Raw genomic sequence first — 24,576 nt, 5'->3', positions numbered from 1 at the left:
GGCGGCCTTATCGGGCCGCCGCTTCACGCTTCAAGAGCCGCTCGCGTCGATCACTGTTTCCACCGCTTGAGCAGCAGCGCGTTCGTCACGACGCTGACGCTCGAGAACGCCATTGCCGCACCCGCGAGCATCGGATTCAACCAGCCCAGTGCGGCCAGCGGAATACCGATCAGGTTGTAGACGAACGCCCAGAACAGGTTCTGCTGGATCTTGCGATAAGTTCGCCGCGAGATGTCGATCGCATCGGCGACGAGCGCCGGATCGCCGCGCATCAGCGTGACACCGGCCGCATGCATGGCGACATCGGTGCCGCTCGCGAGGGCGATGCCAATGTCGGCCGCGGCCAGCGCGGGTGCATCGTTGATGCCGTCGCCGGCCATCGCCACGACGCCGTTCGTGCGTGCCTTCAACTCCTGCACGACGCGCGCCTTGTCTTCCGGCAACACCTGTGCATGATATTCGTCGATGCCGAGCGTGGCTGCCACGCTGGCGGCTGCACCGTGGTTATCGCCCGTCACCAGCACGCTTTTGACGCCGCGCGCGGCCAGGCGCTCGACGGCGTCGCGCGCGTTCGGCTTTACCGTATCGCCGAACGCGATCAGCGCGCGCACGGCAGCCGGTTCTGACGGCGTCGCCGCGGCGATCAGCCAGGAGACCGTGTTGCCCGCCGTTTCCCATTGATTCGCACGCGCAGCCACCTCGGAGGGGGGCTCGATACCGAGCTCTGCCAGCCAGCGCGCGTTGCCGACGAAATAGGTCCGACCGTCGACGTTTGCTTCGACGCCACGTCCGGCGACCGCTCGCACTTGCGATGCGCTGGGCAATGCAACCCGCCGGGCCGCCTCGTTCGCGTCGAAGGCAGCGACGAGCGCCTGGGCAAGCGGATGGTCGCTGCCGCGTTCGACGGCGGCAGTCAGCGCAAGCGCGCGCGCCTCATCGATGCCGATCGCTTCGAACCCCACGAGCCGCGGCTTGCCGACGGTCAACGTACCGGTCTTGTCGAAGGCGATCACGGCCACGCGCTGCGCAAGCTCGAGCGCTTCGGCGTCCTTGATCAGCACGCCGTGACGCGCGGCCACGCCTGTGCCGGCCATGATCGCAGCCGGCGTCGCAAGACCCAGCGCACACGGGCAGGCAATGACGAGCACCGACACCGCATTGAGGATGGCCGTCTCCGCTGGGGCGCCCGCGAACAACCAGCCGACCAGCGTCGCCGTCGCAATGATCAGGATGACCGGCACGAACACCGCGCTGACGCGATCGACGAGCCGCTGGATCGGCGCCTTTTGCGCCTGCGCGGTCTCGACGAGCCGGATGATGCGCGCGAGCGTTGTTTCGGCGCCCGTCGCGCGGGTGGTGACTTCGATCAGGCCCTCGCCGTTGATCGACCCTGCCGTTACGCGTTCGCCAGGACCCTTTGCGACCGGCAGGCTCTCGCCCGTGATCAGCGATTCGTCGACATGGGTATGGCCGGCACGAATCACGCCGTCGACGGGCAAGCGCTCGCCGGGCCGCACCGCGACGATCATGCCCACGCGCACCTGCGCGAGCGGCACCTCGTGCTCGGTGCCGTCGTCGCGCTTGACGTGCGCGCGCTCGGGCCGCAGCGCATTGAGCGCGCGAATGGCCTGGGTGGTTTCGCGCTTGGCCCGCGTCTCGAGCCACTTGCCGAGTCGCACGAGCACGATGACGACGGCCGCCGCTTCGAAGTACAGATGCAGGGTGTCGCCGGGGTGGGCCAGCATCTGCCACAGGCTCACGCCGTAGGCCGCCGACGTGCCGAGCGCCACGAGCAGGTCCATGTTGCCGGCACGCGCGCGCACCGCGCGATAGGCGCCGACGTAAAAGCGCGCCCCCGCGCCGAACTGCACGACGCTCGCGAGCGTCAGTTGGAGCCAGGCGGGCAATTCGAGCGCGAGGCCCAGCGGGCCTGCCACCATCGGCAGCAGCAGTGGCAGGGCCAGTACCGCACAACCGGCCACGATCGCGAGCTCGCGGCGGGCTTCGCGCAAGCGGGCCGCCTCTGCGGTTTCGGCGGCTTCGGCTGCGCTGGTGGCTGCGTCATCGTGCACGACGGGTCGTGCCTCATAGCCTGCGTCGACGACGGCCTTCACGAGCTCGTCCATGACTTCGGCCGCTTGCGTGGCCGGCAGGCCGACGGTGGCGCGCTCGGTGGCCAGGTTCACGGACACCGTGGCGACGCCCGGCACGCGCGTCAGCGCCTTCTCGACGCGCTTGACGCACGACGCGCAGGTCATGCCGCCGATGTCGAGCTCGGCTGTTGCGAGCGCGGGGGCGGGAGTAGATAGGTCGGTCATGAAAGAAAGTCTAGGAAAAGACGGCGCACTGCCGCGACAGACGACAGTGTCGACATTCCAATGATGGGAAGGTCAAGCGATATGACGCTTCAACCACGTCATGCCACAGCTGCGCACATTTTGCGCACATTCCATGCTGCCGCCGCCTTCGACCCCACTCAACCGAGCTCGGGCGGCGCGGCACGCATGGCCGCGGCCACGGCGCGGCTCTCGTCGTCTCCGAGCGCCTCGAGCGCGGCGATCGCGCCGAGCCGGTCGCGCGCATCCCGGTTCTGGCTCAGCTTCCACTTGCCGACGAGCCGCGTGACCTCGATTTCGATGCCGACGATGTGTTCGAGCAACTGCGCGATGAACTCGGGCGGCGCATCGCCCATCCGCCACGGGCGCGGCTCGCCGGCCTGCGCCTCCATGCGGCGCGTCAGGCGCGCGACCAACCCGCGCAGGAAGGCTTCGTCCTCACGGATGACCATGCGGCCATGCGCGTGCACGACCATGTAGTTATAGGTCGGCACCAGCCGGTGCGTCTCATGCTTGCTCGGATACCAGTTCGGCGAGATGTAAGCCGACGGGCCCCGGAAGATGACGAGCGCCTCCGGTTGCCCGGCCGCTTCGCGCCAGACCGGGTTGGCACGCGCAACGTGCGCGCGCAGCGTGCCGTGCGGCCCGGCGGCGGTGTCGAATTCGAAAGGGACATGGTTCGCGTCGAGCCCGTTTTCGCCGACGTTGACGAGGATGCCGAGCGGATACCGCTCGATCAGCTCGCGCAGCGTGTCGGGACGGTTTTCTTCGAAATGGGCGGGTACATACATCTTGAGAATCCTTGAGAATCCCGACGTGCCCGGTGTGCGAACATGAGGGCGAAGCGGATACGGGCGCGGCGTTGTCCTTGCCTAGCGATCGAGGATACGATAAAACGCTTTCGCGATTCATTCGACAACGCAGCGCGCGAGCCGGCTTTGCCCGAGCGGCGCGCAACGGCCTGGTGGCGAGAGCGCCGGCCGCTTCCCAATGATTGCTCCCATGACAACAAAAATTCGAAAACCGCTTTCGCCCGCCCGGGCCTGTTCCTGGTTTGCCTGCGCTGCCGTGGTCCTCTTGGCCGGCTGCGCCGCACAACCTCCCGCCACGCCGGCCGCCAGTGCGAGCGGCTGGACCAAGGACGAAGTCGCCGATTCCTACGTATTCGGCTACCCGCTCGTCGTGATGACGACGGCGCGTGCGGCCGCGCTAGGCAGCGCGAGCGACGCGCAGGCCGCGAACGTCAATACGCTGCGCCACACCGATACGCTGCCGACGGCCGGCGATACGCCGTCGATGCCCGACATCGATACGCTCGCTTCTTCGGCCTGGCTCGATCTGACGGCCGAGCCTGTCGTCGTTTCGCTGCCGGCCACGCGCGGCCGCTACCTCGACGCGCGCGTGCTCGATATGTGGACGAACGTCGTGTGGTCGACGGGGACGTCGGCTAACCCGCATAACGGTCAGCCGAAAGCGCAAACGGTTGCGCTCGTGCCGCCGGGCTGGGATGGTAAGCTGCCGGCCGGCGTCGAGCGCGTCGATGCGCCGGGCAAGAGCCTGTGGTTGTCGGTGCGCGTCGCCGCCAACGGCGCGCGCGAAGTGCCGGTCGCGAAGCGGCTGCAAGAGGAAGTGCGCGTGGCGCCGCTGTCGGGCTACGTCAGCGAAGCGCACACCAAGCAGCACGAGCCGCGCGGTAAGCATATGGCCAAGCGCGATGCCCGCGAGCGTGATGCGGCGAACAACGATCCGGACGGCACCGCCGTGCTGGCCGATACGCCGGCGGCGCAAGCCGAAGCCGTCGTCGAGCTCGATGCGGCCACGTTCTTCACGCGGCTTGCCGACGCCCTGCGCGACAACCCGCCGTCCGACGCGCATGCGCTGAAGCTCCTCGCCGATTTCGGTGTCAAGCCGGGCGAAGCCGTGCATCTGCCTGACGGCTCGGCCTCGGCGATCGCGGCGGGTGTGGCCGAGGCACGCACGCGCATGGCGACGCCGCCCGTCAATGGGTTGTCGAGCAACGGCTGGGTCTGGCTCGGCGACGGTGTCGGCCACTACGGCGAGGACTACGCGCTGCGCGCGTACGCGGCCTACACGCGTCCCGGCACCGGGACGAAGGACGATGAAGTGTCGCCGATCGTGAAGGCCGATGGCGATGGCCAGGCACTCGACGGCTCGAACCGCTATGTGCTGCATTTCGCGGCGAAGTCGTTGCCGCCCGTACGCGGCTTCTGGACCATCACGGCCTATACGACCGACGGCGCGCTCGGCGACGCGCATACCGCGCGCCGCTCGATCAGCTCACGTGACGTGCTGCGCCGCAACCGCGACGGTTCGATCGACATCTACGTGCAGACCAACGCGCCGATCAAGGCCCACCAGCCGAACTGGCTGGCCGTGCCGAGCGGTCCGTTTCAGCTCGTGATGCGGCTTTACGCGCCGCAGGCCCGCGCGATCGACAGCAGTTGGCAACCGCCCGCGGTAACCCGGCAGTAACCTGGTATTTGATATTTGGCGGTAACGGAGTACATGAATGACGAACGAGCCGAAAGCCGATGTGGCTTCACCCCTCGGCAGGCTGAGTGATGCGTTGCGTGCCCGCCGCACACGGCGGATCGCGATCGGGCTGGCGATTTTCCTCACGCTGTTCGGTCTGCTGGGGTTCTTCGCGGCGCCGCCGCTGATCCGCCACGTTGCGCAGCAGCAGCTGACCGAAGCGCTGGACCGCCCCGCCAGCATCGAGCGCGTCAAGCTCGATCCGTACACGCTGCGGCTCGAGGCGCGGGGCATTCGGCTTGGCGAGCGCGGCGGCAGCGGCGAATTCGCGAGCATCGAGCGGCTCGTCGTGCAGGTGTCGTGGATGTCGTTGCTGCGGTTCGCGCCGATCGTCAGCGAGGTCACCGTCGACTCGCCGCATGTGAACGTGGTGCGCTACGACGCGCAGCGCTTCAACTTCACCGACCTCGTCGAGAAGTTCTCCAAGCCGTCCCAGCCGAAAACGACGCAGACGCTGTTCTCCGTGTCGAACATCGCCGTGCAGAACGGTCGCGTCGATTTCGACGACCGCCTGCTCGGCGCGCGGCATGTCGTCGATCGGCTGTCGCTCGGCGTGCCGTTCATTGCGACGCTGCCTTCGCAGACCGATATTTTCGTGGACCCGCATTTCGCCGCGCGCGTGGACGGCAGTCCGCTCGAAATCGACGGCAAGACGAAGCCGTTCGCGGCGTCACGCGAATCGGAGATATCGCTCAAGTTTGATGACATCGACGTGCCGCGCGTGATGTCCTACGTGCCGGCGAAGCTGCCCGTGTCGGTGCTGAGCGGCAAGCTGGCCGCCGATCTGAAGCTGCATTTCCTCATCAGGAGCGACGCGCCCACGCTGACGGTGACGGGCACGGCCGATCTGGCCGATGCGCAGATCGTCGACGAACGGCGCGCGCCATTGTTCTCCGCGCATGCCGTGCATGTCGCCGCGGCGACGCTCGAACCGCTGGCGAGCGTCTATCACTTCGACGAGATTCGCCTCGATGCGCCCGCGGCGCATCTGGCGCGCGATCGGGCCGGCGTGCTCAGTGTCGTGCGCACATTCGCGCCGGCTGCCGCAGACGCCAATGCGAAGGCAAACACCAACGCCAAGGCGAACACGGCAACGGTAGCGGCGGCGAGCATGGCCGCAGCCGCGAGCGCGGCGAAGCCCACGGGTGCGTCGAGCGTCGAGGCCGACAGCAACACCACGCCGCCGCTCGATCTCTCGATCAAACGTTTCATCTTGACCGACGGTACGGTCGGTTACGAAGACCAAGCCACGGCGCGACCTGTCACGGTCGAGGTCAAGCCGTTGTCGATCACGCTCGATGACGTCTCGACGCTGGCCAAGACACCCGCCCGCTATGCGATTCACGCCTCGCTCGCGCAGGGCGGGTCGCTCGCGGCCACGGGCTCGTTCAACCTGGCCGGAAAGACCGCTGACGCCAAGCTCGACGCCGATGCGTTGCCGCTGCCGCTCGTGCAGCCGTACCTCGACGATGTGACGGCGGCGCGTATCGTCGACGGCACGCTCGGCACGTCACTGGCCGTCGACGCGGCATGGGCGAAGACGCCGCCCGAGGTGCACGTCGGCGATAGCACGATCACGTTCAAGGGCCTGAAGATCGCGAACGCGAACGGCAGCAACGGTGGTAATGGCACCAATGGCACCGCGGCATCGACGAAAGCCGCGCCTGCCCTTGCGCTGACGGAAGGCCGTGTCGGCATCAAGCGGGTCGATCTTGCGGCCCGCACGGCGGAGATCGCGAGCGTCGATGCAACGGGGCTCGCCGTCAATGTCTCGCGTGCCAAGGACGGCAACATCGATCTGGCCGCACTCGGCCACCCGCCGGGCCGCGCACCGCGGCCTGCCGCGGCGGCGGCGCCCGCCAGCGGCGCGCAGCCGGCCTGGCACTACACGATCGGCGAGCTCGACGTGAAGGATGCGGCGGCCAACCTCGTCGACAATAGCCCCGCGCGGCCCGCGACGCTGCATTTCACGGCGGTCCAGCTGAACGCGCACAACATCAGCGACGATCTCTCGCGGGCCTTGCCCGTCAAGCTCGCCGCGACGCTGAACGGCAAGGGCGCACTGACGATCGAGGGCAACGTCGCGCCGAGTCCGCTCGACGCCACGCTGACGCTCAGCGCGAATCGTCTCGATGTCGCGGCTTTCGAACCGTATTTCGGTTCGGCACTGAACGCGACCGTGGCGAGTGCGTTGCTCAACGCGCGCGCCGACGTGAAGGTCGGCATGCCCAAGGGTACGGTGCAAGCGAGCTACCGCGGCGGCGCGGCGCTCGTCGACGTGCGGCTGCTCGATCGCATTACGTCGGCACCGTTGGCGGGCTGGCGTGCGCTGGCGCTCGCGCGCGTGAACGCGCGCTACGACGGGCACGGCACATCGCTCGATGTAGGCCGCGTCACGTTCACGAACTTCTTCGGGCGCGTGCTGCTCGATGCGCAGGGCAAGCTGAACCTCAACGACGTGCTGGCACAGCAAAAGGCCGCCGCCGAGGTGGCCGCGTCGAGTGCCGGTGCGGCGAAGCCGTCGGGCGGTTCGGCCGTCGCGGCCGTCGAACCGAGCCCGAGCCAGCCGTCACCGGGCGCAGCGGCGAACCCGTTCAAGGCCCGCATCGGCGAAATCGTGCTTCAGCAAGGCCACGTCAATTACACCGACGACTTCGTGAAGCCGAACTACAGCGCGAACCTCGTCGACATTACGGGCACGATCGGCACGATCGCCACCGACGCGACCACGCCCGCCCCTGTCGACGTGAGCGCGAGCCTGGCCGGCAACGGGCCGATTGCGATCCGCGGCACGGTCAATCCGCTCGCGCACAAGCCGTCGCTCGACTTGAACGCGAGCGCGCACGACATCGAGCTCACGAACTTGTCGCCGTACTCGACGAAGTACGCGGGCTATCCGATCACGAAGGGCAAGCTCAACGTCGATCTGCATTACCAGCTCGACAATGACCTGCTGGCCGCGAACAACCATATCTTCATCGACCAGCTCACGTTCGGCGAGCATGTGCAGAACGATACGGCGACGAAGTTGCCCGTCCGCCTGGCGATCGCGCTGCTGAAGAACTCGCGCGGCCAGATCGACGTGAACGTTCCGGTGTCCGGTTCGCTGTCCAATCCGCAGTTCAGCCTCGGGGGCCTGATCTGGAGCGCGATCGTCCATCTGGTCGAAAAGGCCGTGACCGCACCGTTCGCGCTGCTGACCAACGCAATCGGCGCCGGCGGGGCGAGCGGGGCGGAGCAACTGCAGTATCTGGCGTTCGCGCCGGGTTCCGCGGACCTGACCGATGCATCGCGCGAGAAGCTCGACACGCTGGCCAAGCTGCTGACCGAGAAGCCCGAGGTCAAGCTCGACTTGAGCGGCCGCGTCGATCCCGCCATCGATACCCCGGCGCTGCGTCTCGTGTATGTCGACGAGCTCGTGCGCAAGGAGAAGATCAAGGCACTGGTGGGGCATGGCGAGAGCGTCGATCCGGCCACGGTGAAAGTCGACACCGGCGAGTACAGCGGCTACTTGGCGAAGGTGTACAAGAACGCCGACTTCAAGAAGCCGCGCAACCTCATCGGCCTCACGAAGACGCTGCCCGACGACGACATGAAGCGTTCGCTGGCCGCGCACGCGCCGATCGACGAGGCAAGCTTGCGCGCGCTCGCGCAGCAGCGTGCACAGGTGGTGCAGCAGTACTTGGCCGACAAGGTCGATACGAAGCGCCTGTTCGTCGTGGCGCCGAAGCTCGACGCGCAGGATCTCAAGGACACCGGACCGTCGACGCGCGTCGATTTCGGTCTCGAATGACCACGATCACTGCGATGACCGCTTGATCTGATCGAGCGGCTTGACGACATGCGGCGCGCGGGGGCTCGAACCTCGCGCGCCGCTGTGCTTTCTGCATGTGCTCCATTCAGTAGCGGCCCTCCTGTGGGAAAACGCTGACACGCGTAGTGCAACGGACGACACCAAGATCAGGTCTCGCCGATTTGCGCGGGCAATCTTCTGGCCAATACTTCGCACACAGCAAACGCGTTGGTGTTTTCCCGATCGGTTGCACTACCGACGCGAGGACATCAGGCCCGTCAAGCGGAGAGACGCCATGGACACTTGGGACTCGCAGGAAGCGATTCAGGAAGTCAATCTGTCGTACCTCATCCTTGCTCAGCACATGCTGCGGTCCGATCGCCCGATCGGCATGTTCCGTCTCGGCCTGTCGGCGCAGCTGGCGGATTTGTTGAGCAGCCTGTCGCCCGCGCAGAGCATCAAGCTCGCGGCATCCGACGAGTTGCTGTGCGGATTTCGCTTCAACGACGCCGCCATGCTGAGCGCGCTTGCCGAACCCGCGCGCGACGTGGACGTCACGCGGACGCACGCGGCGCTCCTGCTGGCCGGTCAGCCGGCCGAGCAGTTTGCCTGATACGGGGGGAGCCATGGCCAAGACCAGCCTGATCGAAGATGCACACGAAGTGGCCCGCGCGGTGGCGTTGATCGAACTCGGCGCGCGCATGCAGGTGCTCGAGAGCGAACTGTCGTTGTCGCGCGACCGCCTGATCCGCCTGTATCGGGAAGTGAAGTCGGAGTCGCCGCCCAAGGGCATGCTCCCTTCGTCGGCAGACTGGTACATGACCTGGCAGGCGAACATTCATGCTTCGCTGTTCTACAACACCTATTCGTTTCTGAAAAATGAAGGGTGCTGTTCGCACGTCGATGCGCTGACCAAAGGCTATCGGCTCTACAAGGAGCACTGCGCCTACGGCTGCATCGAGCCGCAGCTCGACCTCACGCGCGCGTGGACACTCGTGCGCTTCTTCAACGGCGGCATCTTGCAGTTGTCGCCCTGCCGGCGCTGCGGCGGCAAGTTCGTCGGCTACAAACACGATCTGCCGGGCCACAAGGTGTGCGCGATTTGTCAGCCGCCGTCGCGTGCCGGCAAGAAAGTGCGTGGCACAGAAGCGGGCGCGTCTGCGCCGGCGCCGATGCTCAACTGAGCCGTCGCGGCAGTGCCATGCCATGACGCAGTAACGCGACGCATTTGCGAGGAGGTAGCGTTGAATAGCGCAACTCAAGCTTTGCTTCAGGACGACGTGCCCGTGGGCACGCCGCTCGCTTGGCCCATCGTCAACGAAGACGGCACACTGCTTCTCGATCGGGGCTTTACGCTCGCGCGTGCCGACGAACGCACGTTCCTGTTCGAACACTTTCGGCCCGTGCGCGGCGATCTGGACATGGACCACGCTGACCCGCTCACGTTCGATGCTGCGCAGCCCTCGAGCCTGAAGGCGGCCGACATGGGGCTGTCGCTCGGCACGACGCTCGGGTTGCGTCCACGTCTGTGCGCGGCGCAGCCGATGCGCTCGAGCCGCATCATCGGCATCGCGCCGAATCACGAGTTGTTCGTCACGCTGCCCGCGCGCGGGCAGCCGCCGCTCGAGTTCGTGCCGGGTGAGCAGCTCGAAATGGTGTCGGTATCGCGTCAGGTGGTGTGTTGGTCCATCTGCACGATCGAGGCGGTCTACAAGGAGCCGCTGGGCCACGCATTGCTTTCCGCACCGTCACACATCCGGCGCCTGCGCATGCGCCGGGCCGTGCGCGTATCCGTGCACATTCCGGTGCGTTACGCGCTTGCCGCGACGGCCGACGGCGCCTATGACGGCCTCGCGCTCGGCCGCAGCATCAGCTCAGGCGGCATGTCGCTGGCCGTACCGGGGCAGCTCGGTGCGGTCGGGGCGCGTTTGCGCATTGCCTTCCGGCTCAAGACGAGCGACCTCGATCTGCGCGTGCAGACGTCGGCCATCATCCGCAACGTGCATGCGCAGAAGGGCGCATCGAAATGGATCACGCACGGCATCGAGTTCGAAACGATCGAGCCCGCGCAGCAATTCGCCATCAAGGCATTTGTCCTCGATCGCGTCTATGCGTCGATCTATGAGAACCGCGTCGATTAAAGAACGAGTGCGAACGACCTATGTCCGTTTCACTACGAGATCTCGTTGTTGTGAAATAACCATATGACGTAGAGCAACATGTCGCATGCCAATCGCGACGCTGCTAGACTAGGCATTCCCATCCCTAAAACCCTGAAAGGAGGCATTAAATGATGTCGAAAATGCTCGCAGCCGCCCTTTCCGTGGCCTTTGTTGCAGGTCGACGCTGACGTCGACGTCAATCGCCGCTTTAGTTCGGCAAATCCAAACAAACCAGTAACAGCAGTCAATCGCGCATCGGCTTATGCCGACGCGTGCGGTTTCGTTTCTCTTTCAATTCGATTTCATTCGATTGCTCGGCCGCTTTGCACGCCGGGCGGAGGACATATGACTCTTAAGAATTCAAATAGTGGGTCGCAAGTGTTTCGCAAGGTGTTGGGCTTCACGTTCGCCCACTGGAAAAATCAATGGCTACGCGGCAGCGTAGTAATCGTGCTGTCGCTGCTGACAGCGATGGCCGACGTGCTCATGCCGGTGTACTCGGGCCGGCTCGTCGATGCGCTCGCGGCCGGACTCGGGCAGCGCGATGCGGCGTGGCATATCGCGGTGGTGGCGCTTGCGATGTTGATCGCACTGGGGGTGGCCAGCGCGCTGATGCGCTACGCCATGCTCGTCAATATCAGCGTGTTCACGCTGGGCATGATGCGCGAGATGATTGCCAACGCATTTCATCGTGTGCAGCGCTTTTCGACCGACTGGCATGCGAACAGCTTCGCCGGCTCGACGGTGCGCAAGATCACGCGCGGTATGTGGGCCATCGACTTGCTCAACGACGCGCTGCTCGTGGGCATCTTGCCGTCGTTCGCGATGCTGGTGGGATCGATCGTCGCGCTCGGTGTGCATTGGCCCGTCATGGGCGGCATCGTCGGCGTCGGGGCCATCATCTATATCGCCGTGACGAGTGCGATGGCGCTCAACTTCGTTGCGCCCGCCGCGCGGCTCAGCAATACGTGGGATACGCGCCTCGGCGGTGGGCTGGCGGATGCCGTGACCTGCAACTCGGTCGTCAAGGCGTTCGGGGCCGAAACGCGCGAAGAGGCGCGGCTCGCACGCGTCGTCGGCAAGTGGCAGCGCCGCACGCTGCGTGCCTGGTTGCACGGCTCGACCAACGGCGGTCTGCAGATGCTCATGCTGGCGGTGCTGCAGGCCGCCATGCTCGGCACGGCGCTGGAGTTGTGGCGGGAGGGCAAGGCGGGTGTCGGAGACCTCACGTTCGCACTGACGATGTTCATGGTGCTGAAAGGTTACCTGCGCGACGTCGGCATGCTCGTGCGCCACGTGCAGCGGTCGGTCAACGACATGGAAGAACTCGTCGAGCTCGATGCGTTGCCGCTCGGCATCGAAGACCGCCCCGGCGCGAAGCCGATCGCGATCGAGCGCGGCGAGATCCGCTTCGAACGCGTGACGTTCCGCTACGACGCGCACGTCGCGCCGCTCTACGTGGACTTCTCGGTGCGCATCGCGCCGGGTGAGCGGGTCGGGCTGATCGGCCACTCGGGCTCGGGCAAGACGACGTTCATCAAGCTGATTCAGCGTCTCTACGACGTTGCCGACGGCAGGATCACGATCGACGGGCAGGACATCTCAGCCGTTCGTCAGGCCTCCTTGCGTTCGCAGATCGCGATCGTGCAGCAGGAGCCGTTGCTGTTTCACCGCTCGCTGGCCGACAACATCGCGTATGCACGGCCCGGCGCCACGCAGGCGGAGATCGAGCGCGCGGCGCGGCTCGCGAATGTGCACGAGTTCATCGAGACGCTGCCGAACGGTTATGACACGTTGGTCGGCGAGCGCGGGGTCAAGCTCTCAGGGGGCGAGCGTCAGCGCGTGGCGATTGCACGGGCGTTCCTCGCCGATGCGCCGGTGCTGATCTTCGACGAGGCCACCTCGAGCCTCGATAGCGAGAGTGAAGCGCTGATCCAGCAGGCGATGGAGCGGTTGATGGTGGGCCGCACGACGCTCGTGGTGGCGCACCGGCTCTCGACCGTGCGCGCGCTCGACCGGCTGCTCGTGCTCGACAAGGGCAAGGTGGTCGAAGAAGGCAGCCATGACGCGCTGATCCGTATCGAGAACGGCTTGTACCGGCGCTTCTTCGAGCGTCAGGCGCTCGAGCTGACGAAGGGGCTCCACCCGGCACTCGGCACGCCGTCGCTCAGCGTCCCGGAAGCGCAAGTCTAGGCCTGCGCATGCCCGCTGGCACCCTGCTCCGGTCCCGGGGCAGGGCTGCTTTGCCGATACACGTCGGGCCGGTGCAGTTCCATGTACTTGTGCGGATGCGCGAGCGCCTCGAAGCCGCATGGGCGGTAGAGGCCATGCGCGTCCGACGTCACGAGCACGACGCGCCGTAGTTGCGTGAGCGGCTCCGAATCGAAGATGTGCTGTACCAATGCCGCGGCGTATCCACGCGAGCGGTACTCGGGCAGCACGAAGACATCGCACAGATAGCCGAACGTGGCGTAGTCGGTGACGACGCGCGCGAAGGCGACTTGCCGTTCACCCAGATAGGCACCGAAGCATAGCGACCCTTCGATGGCCCGCTCGACGATGGGGCGGGCGATGCCGAGGGACCACGGCGCGTGGTCGCGCAGGAAGGCGTGGATGACATCGACATCGAGTTCGCGCTTGTCGGTCGAGATGCGTAGCGGTGCGTCTGTCATGGGGCTCCTCAAGGTTGGGCTCGTAACGGGGCGCTCGCTGGGAGCTTACCTGCGGTAACGCGGACCAGGTGGCGTATTCGGCATACATGCTCGAATTCGAATGTGCCACTCGGGTCAAGTGCCTCGCATTTTCGTTTTCGCGCTGATTATGTTCGGAAAAGAAAATTCGGACGTGATTGAAACGACAAGCCCAGGACCTGCGACATATCTCGTCGCGCGCAAGGCACTGCCATTCCCAGAAAGTCTGCGAGATCGCGAGCGGGTGCTCACATGAGCGCCTGGATCGCATCATTCAACGATCGGCGGCCGATTGTCGCATTCAAGGAGTACATCTCGAAGTTCCGGAAAAGGAAAATAATTGTGCGTGAGGCATCGTGCGGTTTTGGTTTGATTGATGTGTTGGATTTTAAGGAATTTATTCCGTATTCGGGTTGTTTGTTTAATTTGAAAAGTGGATTGGTCGTATTTTCGATTAAGCAATGTATGTGATTTTCAGGTGCTTGAAAGTCGATTGTCGGGGTTTCAGAAAATACCCGGATGGCTTGTCGGAAGGCTGTCTCGCCCAGCGGGGCGAAGCTTCTGCCGGACCGCGGCCCGGTTGACTCCGGCAGAAGATTAGAAGGCTGCAAAAAACGGTAGTTGAAATCCAGCTCGGCCCTCGTGGCGATTCCATCATTCGATTAGGGATACTCTTCTAAATTCGATTTTTGGCTACGCAATTCCTCCTTTTGCTGCTTCACTGCAATGCACCGCGCAATGGTCGTTGTGCGGTATTTATTAAGCGGAGTTTTAAAAAATGATGTTTTAAACGAAATTGATTTTCGTAAACGAAATGGAGGAAACGGCATGTCCAGGATGGTGAAGAAGAAACTGCTCGCAGGTGTCGCGGCGCTCGCGCTCGGTAGCGCGCCGTTGGCTGGTCTGACCGGGTTCACGACGTTGCTTTCGCTGTCGACCCCAAGCACGGCGGTAGCCGACACGGGCCCTGCGGTGGACAACTACGCGGCGACGCAGTATCCGATCGTGCTCGTTCACGGGCTGTCGGGGACCGACAAGTACGCACATGTGATCGACTACTGGTACGGCATCGCGGCGGACCTCGAAGCACATGGCGCGAACGTGTACGTCGCCAACGTATCGGGCTTTCAAAGCGACGACGGCCCGAACGGGCGTGGCGAGCAATTGCTCGCATACGTGAAGCAGGTGCTGGCGGCAACGGGCGCGCAGAAGGTCAATCTGATCGGCCACAGCCAGGGCGGCCTGACTTCGCGCTATGTGGCTGCCGTCGCGCCTGATCTCGTGGCTTCGGTGACGACGATCGGTTCTCCTCATTGGGGTTCGGAGTTCGCCGATTTCGTCCAGGAGACGTTGGCCAAAGATCCGACGGGGCTCGCTGAACCGGTCATCGCGAAGATCGTGAACGTGATCGGTGCGTTGTTCGGCAGCACCATCAACACGGACCAGGATGCGCTCGCGGCATTGACGGCCATGACGACGTCGGGCGCCGCTGCGTATAACCAGCGCGTGCCGACTGCGGGTCTCGGCGCGCCGGGCTCGTGCCAAACGGGTGCGCCGACCGAGACGATCAACGGCAACACGCATTTGCTCTACTCGTGGGCGGCCAATGCCATCCAGCCGAACGGGTCGTTGCTCGGCGTGCAAGGTGGGACCGACACGAGCGTGTCGGGAGCGCTCGATCCGGCCAACGCGACCGATCCGTCGACGCTCGCGCTGCTGGGCTCGGGCACGGTGATGCTCAATCGCAACTCAGGCCAGAACGACGGCCTGGTTTCCGTTTGCAGTGCGCTGTATGGGCAAGTGTTGAGCACGAGCTATCACTGGAATCACCTTGACGAAGTCAACCAGATGTTCGGCGTGCGCGGCGCGAATGCCGAAGATCCGGTGGCAGTGATTCGCGATCACGCGAACCGTTTGATGCTTCAGGGGCTGTAAACGATGACGCGCCCTGCCGATGCAAAGAAGGCCGTGCGCAACGTCGCGCTGTTCGGCATTGCCGGACTCGCGGCGGTTGCGGCGGTCGTTTATCTGAACGCGCCGGCGCGGGCGCCTCGCGCGAGCATGCAGACCGCCGCGGCCGACGGGCCCGGCACGTCTGCTGCTCGTGCGGCGCCAATGCCCACAGCGCCGAACGCGGCCGCGTTGCCCGTTTCGCTGTCGGGGACGGTGCCGCCGCATTTGCCGCTCGACGCGCATGGCCACCTCGCGAAGGTACGCGCGGTGCGCGACTTCTTCGACTATTTCCTGACGACCCGCAACGAGGTGTCGGCTCAGGCGCTCGATGCGCTCGTGCGCCGGGGCATCGCGGCGCAGCTCGACGGCACGCCGGCGCAGCGCGAGGCGCTCGATGTTTGGCAACGCTACCAGGCGTACGACCAGGCGCTTGATCACGCCTCGCCGCTCACGCCTTCATCACAAGGCAGCGGGATCGATCTTGATGCGATGCAGGCGTCGGTCGAGCAGCAAGCCGCCCTGGCGAGCCGGACGATGGGGCCCGAATGGAGCGAGGCGTTTTTCGGCGCCGAGTGGCGGCACGACTTCTACGAGATCGCGAGGCTTCGCATCGTCAACGATCGCACGCTGACTGAGGCGCAAAAGGCCGAGCGTCTGCAGGCGCTCGAGCAGACGTTGCCGCCCGACGAGCGCGCCGCACTCGAGCGTCAGCGGCAGGCGAGGGCATCCATCGATGCGATCGCGTCGCTGCAAAAGCAGGGGCTCTCGACCGATGAGCTGCGTGCGCGCGTGACGCAAACGCTGGGGCCGCAAGCCGCGGAGCGTGTCGTGCAGATGCAGAAGCAAGACGACGCTTGGCATGCGAAGTACGCCGATTACGCGCAGCAGCGTGCACGGATTGAAGCGATGGGATTGCCGGTGGCCGATCGCGACGCGCAGATTGCGCAGTTGCGGCAGCGCGTGTTCACGAATTCGTCGGAAGCGCTGCGGGCGGCTTCGCTGGACAAAGGCGGTTGAGAGAAAGAGCGGTAGTTCGACTGCCAAAAAAACCAATTGAAGGGGGTGATATGTCCAAGATGATCAAGAAGAAAGTGTTGGCAGGTGTCGCGGCGCTCGCGCTCGGTAGCGCTCCGTTGGCTGGATTGACTGGGTTCACGGCGTTGCTCTCGCTGTCGACGCCGAGCACGGCGGTAGCCGACACGGGTCCCGCGGTGGACACCTACGCAGCGACGCAATATCCGATCGTGCTCGTTCACGGCGTATCGGGCACCGATAGATACGCGAACGTGATCGACTACTGGTATGGCATCCCGGCCGACCTCGAAGCGCATGGCGCGAACGTGTATGTCGCCAACGTATCGGGCTTTCAACGCGACGACGGCCCGAACAGCCGCGGCGAGCAATTGCTCGCGTACGTGAAGCAGGTGCTGGCGGTGACGGGCGCGCAGAAGGTCAATCTGATCGGCCACAGCCAGGGTGGGCTGACCTCGCGCTATGTGGCTGCCGTGGCGCCTGATCTCGTGGCTTCGGTGACGACGATCGGTACGCCGCATCGGGGTTCGGAATTCGCCGATTTCGTCCAGGAGACGTTGGCCAAGGATCCGACGGGGCTCGCTGAACCGGTCATCGCGAAGATCGTGAACGTGATCGGCGCGGTGTACGGCAGCACGATCAACACGAACCAGGATGCGCTCGCGGCATTGACGGCTTTGACGACATCAGGGGCCGCTGCGTATAACCAGCGCGTGCCGAGTGTTGGTCTTGGCGCACCGGGCTCGTGCCAAACGGGCGCGCCGACCGAGACGATCGACGGCAACCAGCATTGGCTCTATTCGTGGGCGGGCAGCGCCATTCAGCCGAGCATCTCGGTGTTCGGCGTGCAAGGCGGGACTGATACGAGCGTATGGAGTCCGCTCGATTGGGCCAATGTCACCGACCCATCGACGCTCGCGCTGCTGGGCTCCGGCACGGTGATGCTCAATCGCAATGCAGGCCCGAACGATGGGGTGGTTGCGGTTTGCAGCGCGCTCTATGGGCAAGTGCTGAGCACGAGCTATCACTGGAATCACTTTGATGAAGTCAACCAGATTCTCGGCGTGCGCGGTGCGGATGCCGAAGATCCTTTGGCGGTGATTCGTGATCATGCGAATCGGTTGAAGCTGCAGGGGTTGTAAACAATGGTGCGCCCTGCCGATGCAAAGAAGGCCGTAGTTCGACTGACAACAAGACCCGTTGGAGGAGGCGGTATGTCCAAGATGATCAAGAAGAAAGTGTTGGCAGGTGTCGCGGCGCTCGCACTCGGTAGCGCGCCGTTGGCTGGATTGACCGGGTTCACGGCGTTGCTCTCGCTGTCGACGCCGAGCACCGCGGTAGCCGACTCGGGCCCCGCAGTGGACGACTACGCGGCGACGCAATATCCGATCGTGCTCGTTCACGGGCTGACGGGCACCGACAAGTACGCGAACGTGCTCGACTACTGGTACGGCATTCCGGGAGACCTCGAGGCGCACGGCGCGAACGTGTACGTCGCCAATGTATCGGGCTTTCAAAGCGACGACGGTCCGAACGGGCGGGGCGAGCAATTGCTCGCGTACGTGAGGCAGGTGCTGGCGGTGACCGGCGCAAAGAAGGTCAACCTGATCGGCCATAGCCAGGGTGGGCTGACCTCGCGCTATGTGGCTGCCGTCGCACCTGATCTCGTGGCTTCGGTGACGACGATCGGCTCGCCGCATTGGGGTTCGGAGTTCGCCGATTTCGTCCAGCAAGCGGTGGCCGCCGATCCGACGGGGATTACGGCGCAGGTCATCGCGAAGATCGTGGACGTGATCGGCACCCTGTTCAGCAGCAACTTCAACACGAACCAGGATGCGCTCGCGGCATTGACGGCTTTGACGACCTCGGGGGCCGCCGCCTATAACCAGCGCGTGCCGAGTGCCGGTCTCGGCACACCGGGCTCGTGTCAGACGGGCGCGCCGACGGAGACAATCGACGGCAACAAGCATTGGCTCTACTCGTGGGCCGGCAGTGCCATTCAGCCGAGCATCTCGTTGTTCGGCGTGCAAGGCGGGATGGACACGAGCGTATCGGGTCCGTTCGATTGGGCCAACGTGGCCGATCCGTCGACGCTTGCGTTCCTGGGCTCGGGCACGGTGATGCTCAATCGCAACTCGGGCACGAACGACGGGCTTGTTTCGAACTGCAGTGCGCTCTATGGGCAAGTGCTGAGCACGAGCTATCACTGGAATCACATCGACGAGATCAACCAGATTCTCGGCGTGCGTGGCGCGAATGCGGAAGATCCTTTGGCGGTGATTCGCGATCATGCGAACCGGTTGAAGCTGCAGGGGTTGTGAGCGAGGGTGGGGCCGGTGCATCGGTCATCGGACCCTGCTGTCGTGCACCGTCTCGGATATGAGCGGTTTATGCAAGTGTTGATCCTTGGCGAGAATTGAGGGGCTACAGTTTTGGCAACTCGACGCGCGGCTGCGCGTTGGTGCCTGGCTTGATGCCAGGTTTGTTCCAAGAATGGGCATCTAGCGCGAGGAGAAGTGATGTACAAGTCATGCTGGCTGAAAGAACAGGTAGTCACGAATGGTCGTCAGTTTCTCGATTTGTTGCGGCTTGCCGCCCGAACTAGGGATGGACTCGACTTAAAAGCAACTCTGGCGCTGCGTAATCATTTGGACAAGTTGAAAGGCGGGGGCAAAGGGACGTTCCCTGACGAAGTGGCTGGGGCGGCAATGGTGGGACGAGTATTCGAACACATTGTGTTTACGCGCGACGATTTACGGCTTATCCGTACGTTGCGGGCATTTGCGCGTGAGGAAGGCATCGACTGCTTACGGACTATCCGTAGGCTGCGGGCAATTGCGCTTGAGGAAAGCCACGATGGCTGCCAAGGTTGGGACCCCGTGCTGCGGAAGAGCGACTTCGTAGCATTGGGGATGCAGGCTTCGATCAGTATCGCCGTTAATGACATCGCTTCGCAAGGCAACGGAACGGAGGGCGGTCGAGATGCGGCTTACCGCAACCTCATGGCGCGGGTGAGCTGTCGAGACAGTGACGCACGCGACGCATTCAAGAAAACTAGCCTCGGGAAAGCGTACTGGGACCAAACCGAGAAGCTGAGGGATTGGGTGGAGGGCCGGGGCATACTGCTACCCGTCCCGTGTCCGGGATCGCCCCAGACTGTGGGGTGCTTTTCATGGTGAAGGCCGGTGAATCGCGACTGGCCATTTCGTTTCACCGGCCGTGATCGCGCTGCTTGCTCACGCCGCTCGCACACCACCCTGCGTCATTTGCTTCTCGATCACCCGCGCAAGCGTATCGAACGCTGGGCCGATTTTCTCGTGCGGCACGCACGCATAGCCGAGCAATAGCCCGCGGCGCGCGACATCCTCGTCGCTGTAATACGCCGACAGCGGCCGCACGATGACGCCCGCATCGAATGCGGCTTGTGTGATGGCGCGATCGTCGGCCGTCCCGGGAAGTCCCAGCACCAGATGCAGACCAGCCTCATCGCCCATCACGGGCAGCGAGTCGCCGAAGCGGGCGGCGATCGCGTCGATGAGGAAGTGCTCGCAGGAAGCAACTGTCATTAGCCGAGTGTCGAATCTCCGGCGCGACTCGCCGCGCTTCGCGATTTGCGGCCAACGTGATCAGCTGCTAGTGAGGCAACTGCCCCAACCAGAGCGAGTATTGCCATACCGGTTATAACCCGCTCGATGCCCTCCGCTAATCCTCTACGGAGCGCGTCTCCCGTCAGTCCATTCAGCCCTACGTTGGACGCAGCGACCTGTGCAGCAAGCACCAAGGCTCCCCCGATCTGCTGAGCGGTCGATGCAATTCCCGATGTAATTCCTTGCTCCTCATCCGGCACCCCGCGCGCTGCTAAAGCCCACATAGCGGTCCATACCAGCCCCTGGCTAACGCTAGAGAGACAGAGCCCGGGCAGGAGCGAGAGGTAGCCCGTAGGCAGCGCAAATCGGATCAGCACTATCCCGCAAGCACCGGCAACAAAGCCGTATCGCAGTGCTGAACCAACACCCGTCCGGCTGACGACTCGCTCCGAGAGTCGAATTCCAGCCGCGCAGACCGCGGTTGGTACGAGAAAGGCAAGGCCAGCCTGCAGGGTGGTGTATGCGTACACCTCCTGGTAATAAAGGCTGAGAAAGTAATATTGAGCGCCGAAGCTGCCCATGAAAATTACAGTTAGCAACATGACCAACTGCAAACCTTGGTTTGATATTATATTCCAGGGTATTAAAGGGATTTTGACGCGCTTTTCGATCTGCCATAGCGTTACAAGCAACGCAGCGGCTACACACAACGTAGCAACGACGGGCAGCGACAGCCATCCTAGGTCTGGCGCTTCGACAATCGACAATACGAGAAGCGTGCCGGCACAGGTTGCGACAATTCCGCCGCCAAAATCAATGTCCGTCACGCTGACGGATCGGCCGTCTCGAGGTAGCCAGCGGATCGCCATGAGCGCACACCCGCTGGCAATGGGAACGTTCACCAAGAAGATGGCTCGCCAACTAAACCATTGCGTCAGCAGGCCTCCGAGCAAGGCACCGAGCGCGAGTCCTGCTACGGACGCCGTACTCCAAACTGCCAAGGCGCGCAGTCTTGCCGGTCCCTCTTCAAACCACGCGTTGAGTGTTGCGAGCGTAGCAGGAAAAAGGATTGCAGCACCCACTCCCTGGACAGCCCGAGCGCCGATCAGCAGTGCGCCGCCATTTGCCAAGCCGGCTGCCAAGGATGCAACGGAGAACAATGCCTGTCCCGCGATGAACATGCGCCTATTCCCCAATACATCTGCCAAACGCCCGCCGAGCAACAGGAATCCGCCAAAAGTAATCGTGTAGGCGCTGACAACCCACTGCACCGTTTGTCGGGAGTATTCAAGCTCGGATGCAATTGAGGGGATGGCGACAAACACGATTGTGGCGTCTAACGCGATGATCCCCTGTGCCGCCGCCAATAGGGCAAGCATGGCGTTCCGGGATCTCACAAGAGATAACGTAGTGGAAAGATTGGCGGTCATAATGCAACGGTGCTTGTAAAGCGCACAAAAGGTTGGCAAACAATGTGCCGGGAGGGGGCGGCCGATAGCGAGCAGCTTGCTCAGTATCCAAAAACAAAGCTATGCCCTCGATGATGACCTTGCTTTCCGAGCGTGGTTTCCCGATACGACAGCACCCGGAGCGGCGCGTATGCCTTCTCTATGCAACTGCGAGTTCGGTAGAACATTTCATTGCCGAATGCGCCGCGTGCGCTTGTTTGCCCCTTCGCATAAAGGTTTGTGTCTGAGTAACACACTACGAGCAGTCTGGCATCGGGTCTCAGCAGGGACGCGAATTGCTGTGTGTGGCGAGCGAATGCGTCTGGAGGTAAGTGGTGCAAAAGACTGTAGTCAAGTATCAGATCGAATCGCCTGTCAGCGGGGAGAGTAAGCGAAAGCTTTGTGACATCGCCTTCGATGTATTCAATGGCTGTCGTCTCGGCGCAGTTCCTGGAGCGTGCGACAGCCAACGCATGCGGCGAGAAGTCGATTGCAGTCACCCGGTATCCGCGCGAAGAAAGAAACCGCGAATAATTCCCTGTACCACAAGCAACGTCGAGTGCTTGCCCTCCAGTCGGTGTTGAGTGATCTTCGACCAGCGCCGATAGATCGTGTGGCGGAGTCGCAATCTCCCAGGGAATTTTCTCCATCGGCAGGTCATACTGCTCGTTCCAATGTTCGATTGCGGTTTTCATTCGAATCTCCTATGGAGAGCTACGGTTATCTGCTTCCGCTCTCTGCGATCTTGCTCTTAGCTTCGTCAACTACAATTGACCGGATGCCGTCGAGAAAAGTGTCAAAGCTTGTGTATGCCTCCAGCGAGTGCATTAGGTTTCTCTCCACGTCTAGCCACGTAGCAAGAGGAGCCTCGTTGTGCTGGATCTGCGCTTCTAGTTTGTCAAGGGCCTTTGCGACTTTGGCCTCAATGGAGGAGGATGTCTCGAATTCACGCCACAGGCGTTCCACCTCCTCACCGTTAATCTCTGGAAGCATCTCGAATATCTGTTTCATCGCGTCGTCCTCACGTTTCCTTTTGAGTATGCGCATGGTGCTGTCGTTGACAACATCGAAGACGGGTATGTCGCCCGCTATGGCTTCGACCAAGTCATGAACAATTACCATCTTGAGCAACTTCTCGACGTCCACATTTGCGTCCAGATGAGGGGCGACCAACAACGCCATAAGGGACATTCGCCAGCTATGCTCCGCGACACTTTCGTGTCGTCCGTCCGAAAGCCAGCTGTGGCGTAACGTATATTTGAGTCGCTCGGCGAGTCGAACGGCGGCGAGAACCTTCTCGACAATTTCTACCATAATCTTTCCGAAAGGTGGAATTTCAGTGAGAAATGAATTTCATCGACTACTACTCGCTACTAGGTAGACATAAGTAAATTGGATTTATCGTTTTGCGGGGTCAAAAATCAGGGGATCGAGAGGTTAAAGAGGCTTTTGTCTATGTGGTTTTGGTAGTGTTTCCTTTCATTGTGGAGATCTCCCACCATTCAATGGGTGAGTCGCCAAGCTGTAGTGGTTTAATGTATTTCAATGCTTCTAAGGGCTGCTCAACGAGGTCAGTTGAGTATCCAACGCTGTTTCTTGAGAAGCCTTGTCGAATCGTCTCTTTTATTGATGTACGCTTTGGGTTGTTTGAGTGGATTCCATGATGATCAAACGAGAATTCTGGCTGTAGGAGGACAAACGCAGAGTCGCGACGCCATGAAAATCGCGGGTGATCGCCTCGATAGAATGGGGCGAAGGTCGTAATGAAGAATGAGATCCCGCAAAACCTGAAACGCCACTCTGGAGATGAGAGATTTTCTTCCATCGGATTGTCCCAACCAGCTTCTTTGCTGGCGCGACCAAGCTCGGCGACAATATGAAAGAACGCCGATGAAAAGGATGCCAGATCCCTGATCTGTTCCGGAACGTGTATACGAATCACAAAACCGTCAAGTCCCTCGGTTGGGGCGACACGACAAAACCGGCATAGAACCTGCGCAATCTGCGATGCGTTGTACGCGAAATCCTTCTTGTCATCAATATCTGGTGCTCCCCAAATTTTTGCGTGTTGGGCGAACGGGCATAGTGTTTTTCCGATAACCGCCCCAAACCGGTCCCGAGACAAGGCCGTAGACGGATCCCAGTTCGATTTGAATCGTGCACGATCGCGACGTGCATTCATGTCGAGTATCGCGTTTACTACTTTCACAAGGTTCTCACCCGTTGCGGCAGTCATTCGGAATAAAATGTGTTGAATGCAAGCAACTTCCGTGGTGACGTTCGATACGGGCTCGTTCGGTTTGGGCGTCTTATCACCTTCTAGGTAGTTGATCAGGCGGCCAAGCCGGCCGGTGCGTTGTGCCAAACAACAGAACATCACCCTTAACGAGGCATAGTCACCCGCGCCTCGTTCGCCATCCGCGGGGGGCATATTTTTTAGTAAGTCCACGACATTTGCGCAGTACTGATCGGCGATGCATGTCGTGATAATGAACATGTCGGCTAATTCGGCGGCTAGGTGACTCTGGTCGGCGCTGTCATCCACCAGTAGCTCGCCGATCTCTCCCAACTCTTCGAGCACCCTCGCGACTGCTGATAACGGTCTCCAATAGCCTCCCAGATTAATTGCGGTTTCACGCACTTTTTTGGAAAGATGAATAATCTGAGTGGCATCAAGAAATGTGTCATGTTTCATTTTTTGCCTCAAGTGCGAGTAGATGCGGAAACTGTCTTTACCGCTTCGGCGAGGTGTGTATGGAGATTGATGGAGAAGTGCGAGTCAAGTCAAGTTTGCTATTTATCGAAATTTGGTGTTGTGAATTTTGATGAGGAGGTGCTTGGGTGATGCGGAAATAACATTAATTTTACGGGGGTAGTCCAGTGATTTGCATTGAATCTGTTCGATAGTTGAGTCGATTTGTGCGATGTCACTATGTTTATTTTGCATTGAATGAAAGCAAAAAGAAAGAATTTGATTCGAAGATTTTATCTAGTAAAAAATGGAACCCGTAAAAAATGGGGG

The 24,576-nt window shown here is 62.3% G+C and carries 17 protein-coding genes and 2 pseudogenes; 11 read left to right on the top strand and 8 right to left on the bottom strand.

What is annotated here, in order from left to right; translation table 11 throughout:
• Window positions 1–50: 50 nt before the first annotated feature.
• Window positions 51–2,300, bottom strand: a pseudogene (locus D7S89_RS13070) (heavy metal translocating P-type ATPase); the annotation flags it as partial.
• A gap of 176 nt (window positions 2,301–2,476) precedes the next feature.
• Complete coding sequence (locus D7S89_RS13065; protein WP_121278104.1) at window positions 2,477–3,127, bottom strand: FMN-binding negative transcriptional regulator; 651 nt, start codon at window positions 3,125–3,127, stop codon at window positions 2,477–2,479.
• A gap of 211 nt (window positions 3,128–3,338) precedes the next feature.
• On the opposite strand from D7S89_RS13065, the gene D7S89_RS13060 reads away from it, so the two are divergent.
• From D7S89_RS13060 to D7S89_RS13035, 6 genes are all read left to right on the top strand, one after another.
• Window positions 3,339–4,829 carry a DUF1254 domain-containing protein gene (locus D7S89_RS13060; RefSeq protein WP_121278103.1) on the top strand — a complete coding sequence of 497 codons (1,491 nt, stop codon included), beginning with the start codon at window positions 3,339–3,341 and terminating at the stop codon, window positions 4,827–4,829.
• 37 nt (window positions 4,830–4,866) lie between these two features.
• A complete protein-coding gene (locus D7S89_RS13055) occupies window positions 4,867–8,682 on the top strand; it encodes a DUF748 domain-containing protein (RefSeq protein ID WP_121278102.1) in 3,816 nt (1,271 codons plus the stop codon).
• A 295-nt stretch (window positions 8,683–8,977) separates the two neighbouring features.
• Window positions 8,978–9,295 (top strand): flagellar transcriptional regulator FlhD, encoded by a 318-nt coding sequence (gene flhD / locus D7S89_RS13050; protein WP_121278101.1) that lies wholly within the window; start codon window positions 8,978–8,980, stop codon window positions 9,293–9,295.
• A gap of 13 nt (window positions 9,296–9,308) precedes the next feature.
• The gene (gene flhC / locus D7S89_RS13045; protein ID WP_121278100.1) at window positions 9,309–9,866 is read left to right on the top strand and encodes a flagellar transcriptional regulator FlhC; all 558 of its coding nucleotides are present in this window, start codon (window positions 9,309–9,311) and stop codon (window positions 9,864–9,866) included.
• A 60-nt stretch (window positions 9,867–9,926) separates the two neighbouring features.
• Window positions 9,927–10,823, top strand: coding sequence for a PilZ domain-containing protein (locus D7S89_RS13040; protein ID WP_147426645.1), 897 nt, complete (start codon window positions 9,927–9,929; stop codon window positions 10,821–10,823).
• Window positions 10,824–11,189: 366 nt separating this feature from the next.
• Window positions 11,190–13,037 (top strand): ABC transporter ATP-binding protein, encoded by a 1,848-nt coding sequence (locus D7S89_RS13035; RefSeq protein ID WP_121278098.1) that lies wholly within the window; start codon window positions 11,190–11,192, stop codon window positions 13,035–13,037.
• Here D7S89_RS13035 and D7S89_RS13030 read toward each other — a convergent pair.
• Window positions 13,034–13,516: a GNAT family N-acetyltransferase gene (locus tag D7S89_RS13030; RefSeq protein WP_121278097.1), complete on the bottom strand. Its 483-nt coding sequence runs from the start codon at window positions 13,514–13,516 to the stop codon at window positions 13,034–13,036. The genes D7S89_RS13035 and D7S89_RS13030 overlap by 4 nt on opposite strands.
• Before the next feature lie 846 nt (window positions 13,517–14,362).
• Here D7S89_RS13030 and D7S89_RS13025 point away from each other — a divergent pair.
• The 5 genes from D7S89_RS13025 (at window position 14,363) to D7S89_RS13005 (ending at window position 19,698) form a co-directional block, all read left to right on the top strand.
• Complete coding sequence (locus D7S89_RS13025; RefSeq protein ID WP_121278096.1) at window positions 14,363–15,469, top strand: triacylglycerol lipase; 1,107 nt, start codon at window positions 14,363–14,365, stop codon at window positions 15,467–15,469.
• A gap of 3 nt (window positions 15,470–15,472) precedes the next feature.
• Complete coding sequence (locus tag D7S89_RS13020) at window positions 15,473–16,504, top strand: lipase secretion chaperone (RefSeq protein ID WP_121278095.1); 1,032 nt, start codon at window positions 15,473–15,475, stop codon at window positions 16,502–16,504.
• A gap of 50 nt (window positions 16,505–16,554) precedes the next feature.
• The gene (locus D7S89_RS13015; RefSeq protein WP_121278094.1) at window positions 16,555–17,661 is read left to right on the top strand and encodes a triacylglycerol lipase; all 1,107 of its coding nucleotides are present in this window, start codon (window positions 16,555–16,557) and stop codon (window positions 17,659–17,661) included.
• Window positions 17,662–17,733: 72 nt separating this feature from the next.
• Window positions 17,734–18,840 carry a triacylglycerol lipase gene (locus D7S89_RS13010; protein ID WP_121278093.1) on the top strand — a complete coding sequence of 369 codons (1,107 nt, stop codon included), beginning with the start codon at window positions 17,734–17,736 and terminating at the stop codon, window positions 18,838–18,840.
• A 198-nt stretch (window positions 18,841–19,038) separates the two neighbouring features.
• The gene (locus D7S89_RS13005; RefSeq protein WP_121278092.1) at window positions 19,039–19,698 is read left to right on the top strand and encodes a hypothetical protein; all 660 of its coding nucleotides are present in this window, start codon (window positions 19,039–19,041) and stop codon (window positions 19,696–19,698) included.
• Between the two features lie 57 nt (window positions 19,699–19,755).
• Here D7S89_RS13005 and D7S89_RS13000 read toward each other — a convergent pair.
• From D7S89_RS13000 to D7S89_RS12980, 5 genes and pseudogenes are all read right to left on the bottom strand, one after another.
• A pseudogene (locus tag D7S89_RS13000) lies at window positions 19,756–20,058 on the bottom strand (MocR-like pyridoxine biosynthesis transcription factor PdxR); the annotation flags it as partial.
• A gap of 26 nt (window positions 20,059–20,084) precedes the next feature.
• Window positions 20,085–21,485, bottom strand: a complete 1,401-nt coding sequence (locus D7S89_RS12995) for an MFS transporter (RefSeq protein WP_121278091.1) — start codon at window positions 21,483–21,485, stop codon at window positions 20,085–20,087.
• A 131-nt stretch (window positions 21,486–21,616) separates the two neighbouring features.
• Window positions 21,617–22,249, bottom strand: a complete 633-nt coding sequence (locus D7S89_RS12990; protein WP_121278090.1) for a class I SAM-dependent methyltransferase — start codon at window positions 22,247–22,249, stop codon at window positions 21,617–21,619.
• 25 nt (window positions 22,250–22,274) lie between these two features.
• On the bottom strand, window positions 22,275–22,868 hold the full coding sequence (locus D7S89_RS12985; RefSeq protein WP_220702146.1) for an HD domain-containing protein: 594 nt from the start codon (window positions 22,866–22,868) through the stop codon (window positions 22,275–22,277).
• Between the two features lie 139 nt (window positions 22,869–23,007).
• The gene (locus D7S89_RS12980; protein ID WP_121278089.1) at window positions 23,008–24,249 is read right to left on the bottom strand and encodes a YqcI/YcgG family protein; all 1,242 of its coding nucleotides are present in this window, start codon (window positions 24,247–24,249) and stop codon (window positions 23,008–23,010) included.
• Window positions 24,250–24,576: the final 327 nt, after the last annotated feature.

The sequence above is a fragment of the Trinickia fusca genome, from assembly GCF_003628145.1.
In the GTDB taxonomy this organism is placed as follows: Bacteria; Pseudomonadota; Gammaproteobacteria; order Burkholderiales; family Burkholderiaceae; genus Trinickia; species Trinickia fusca.
This window is presented reverse-complemented; position numbering and strand designations above follow the sequence as displayed.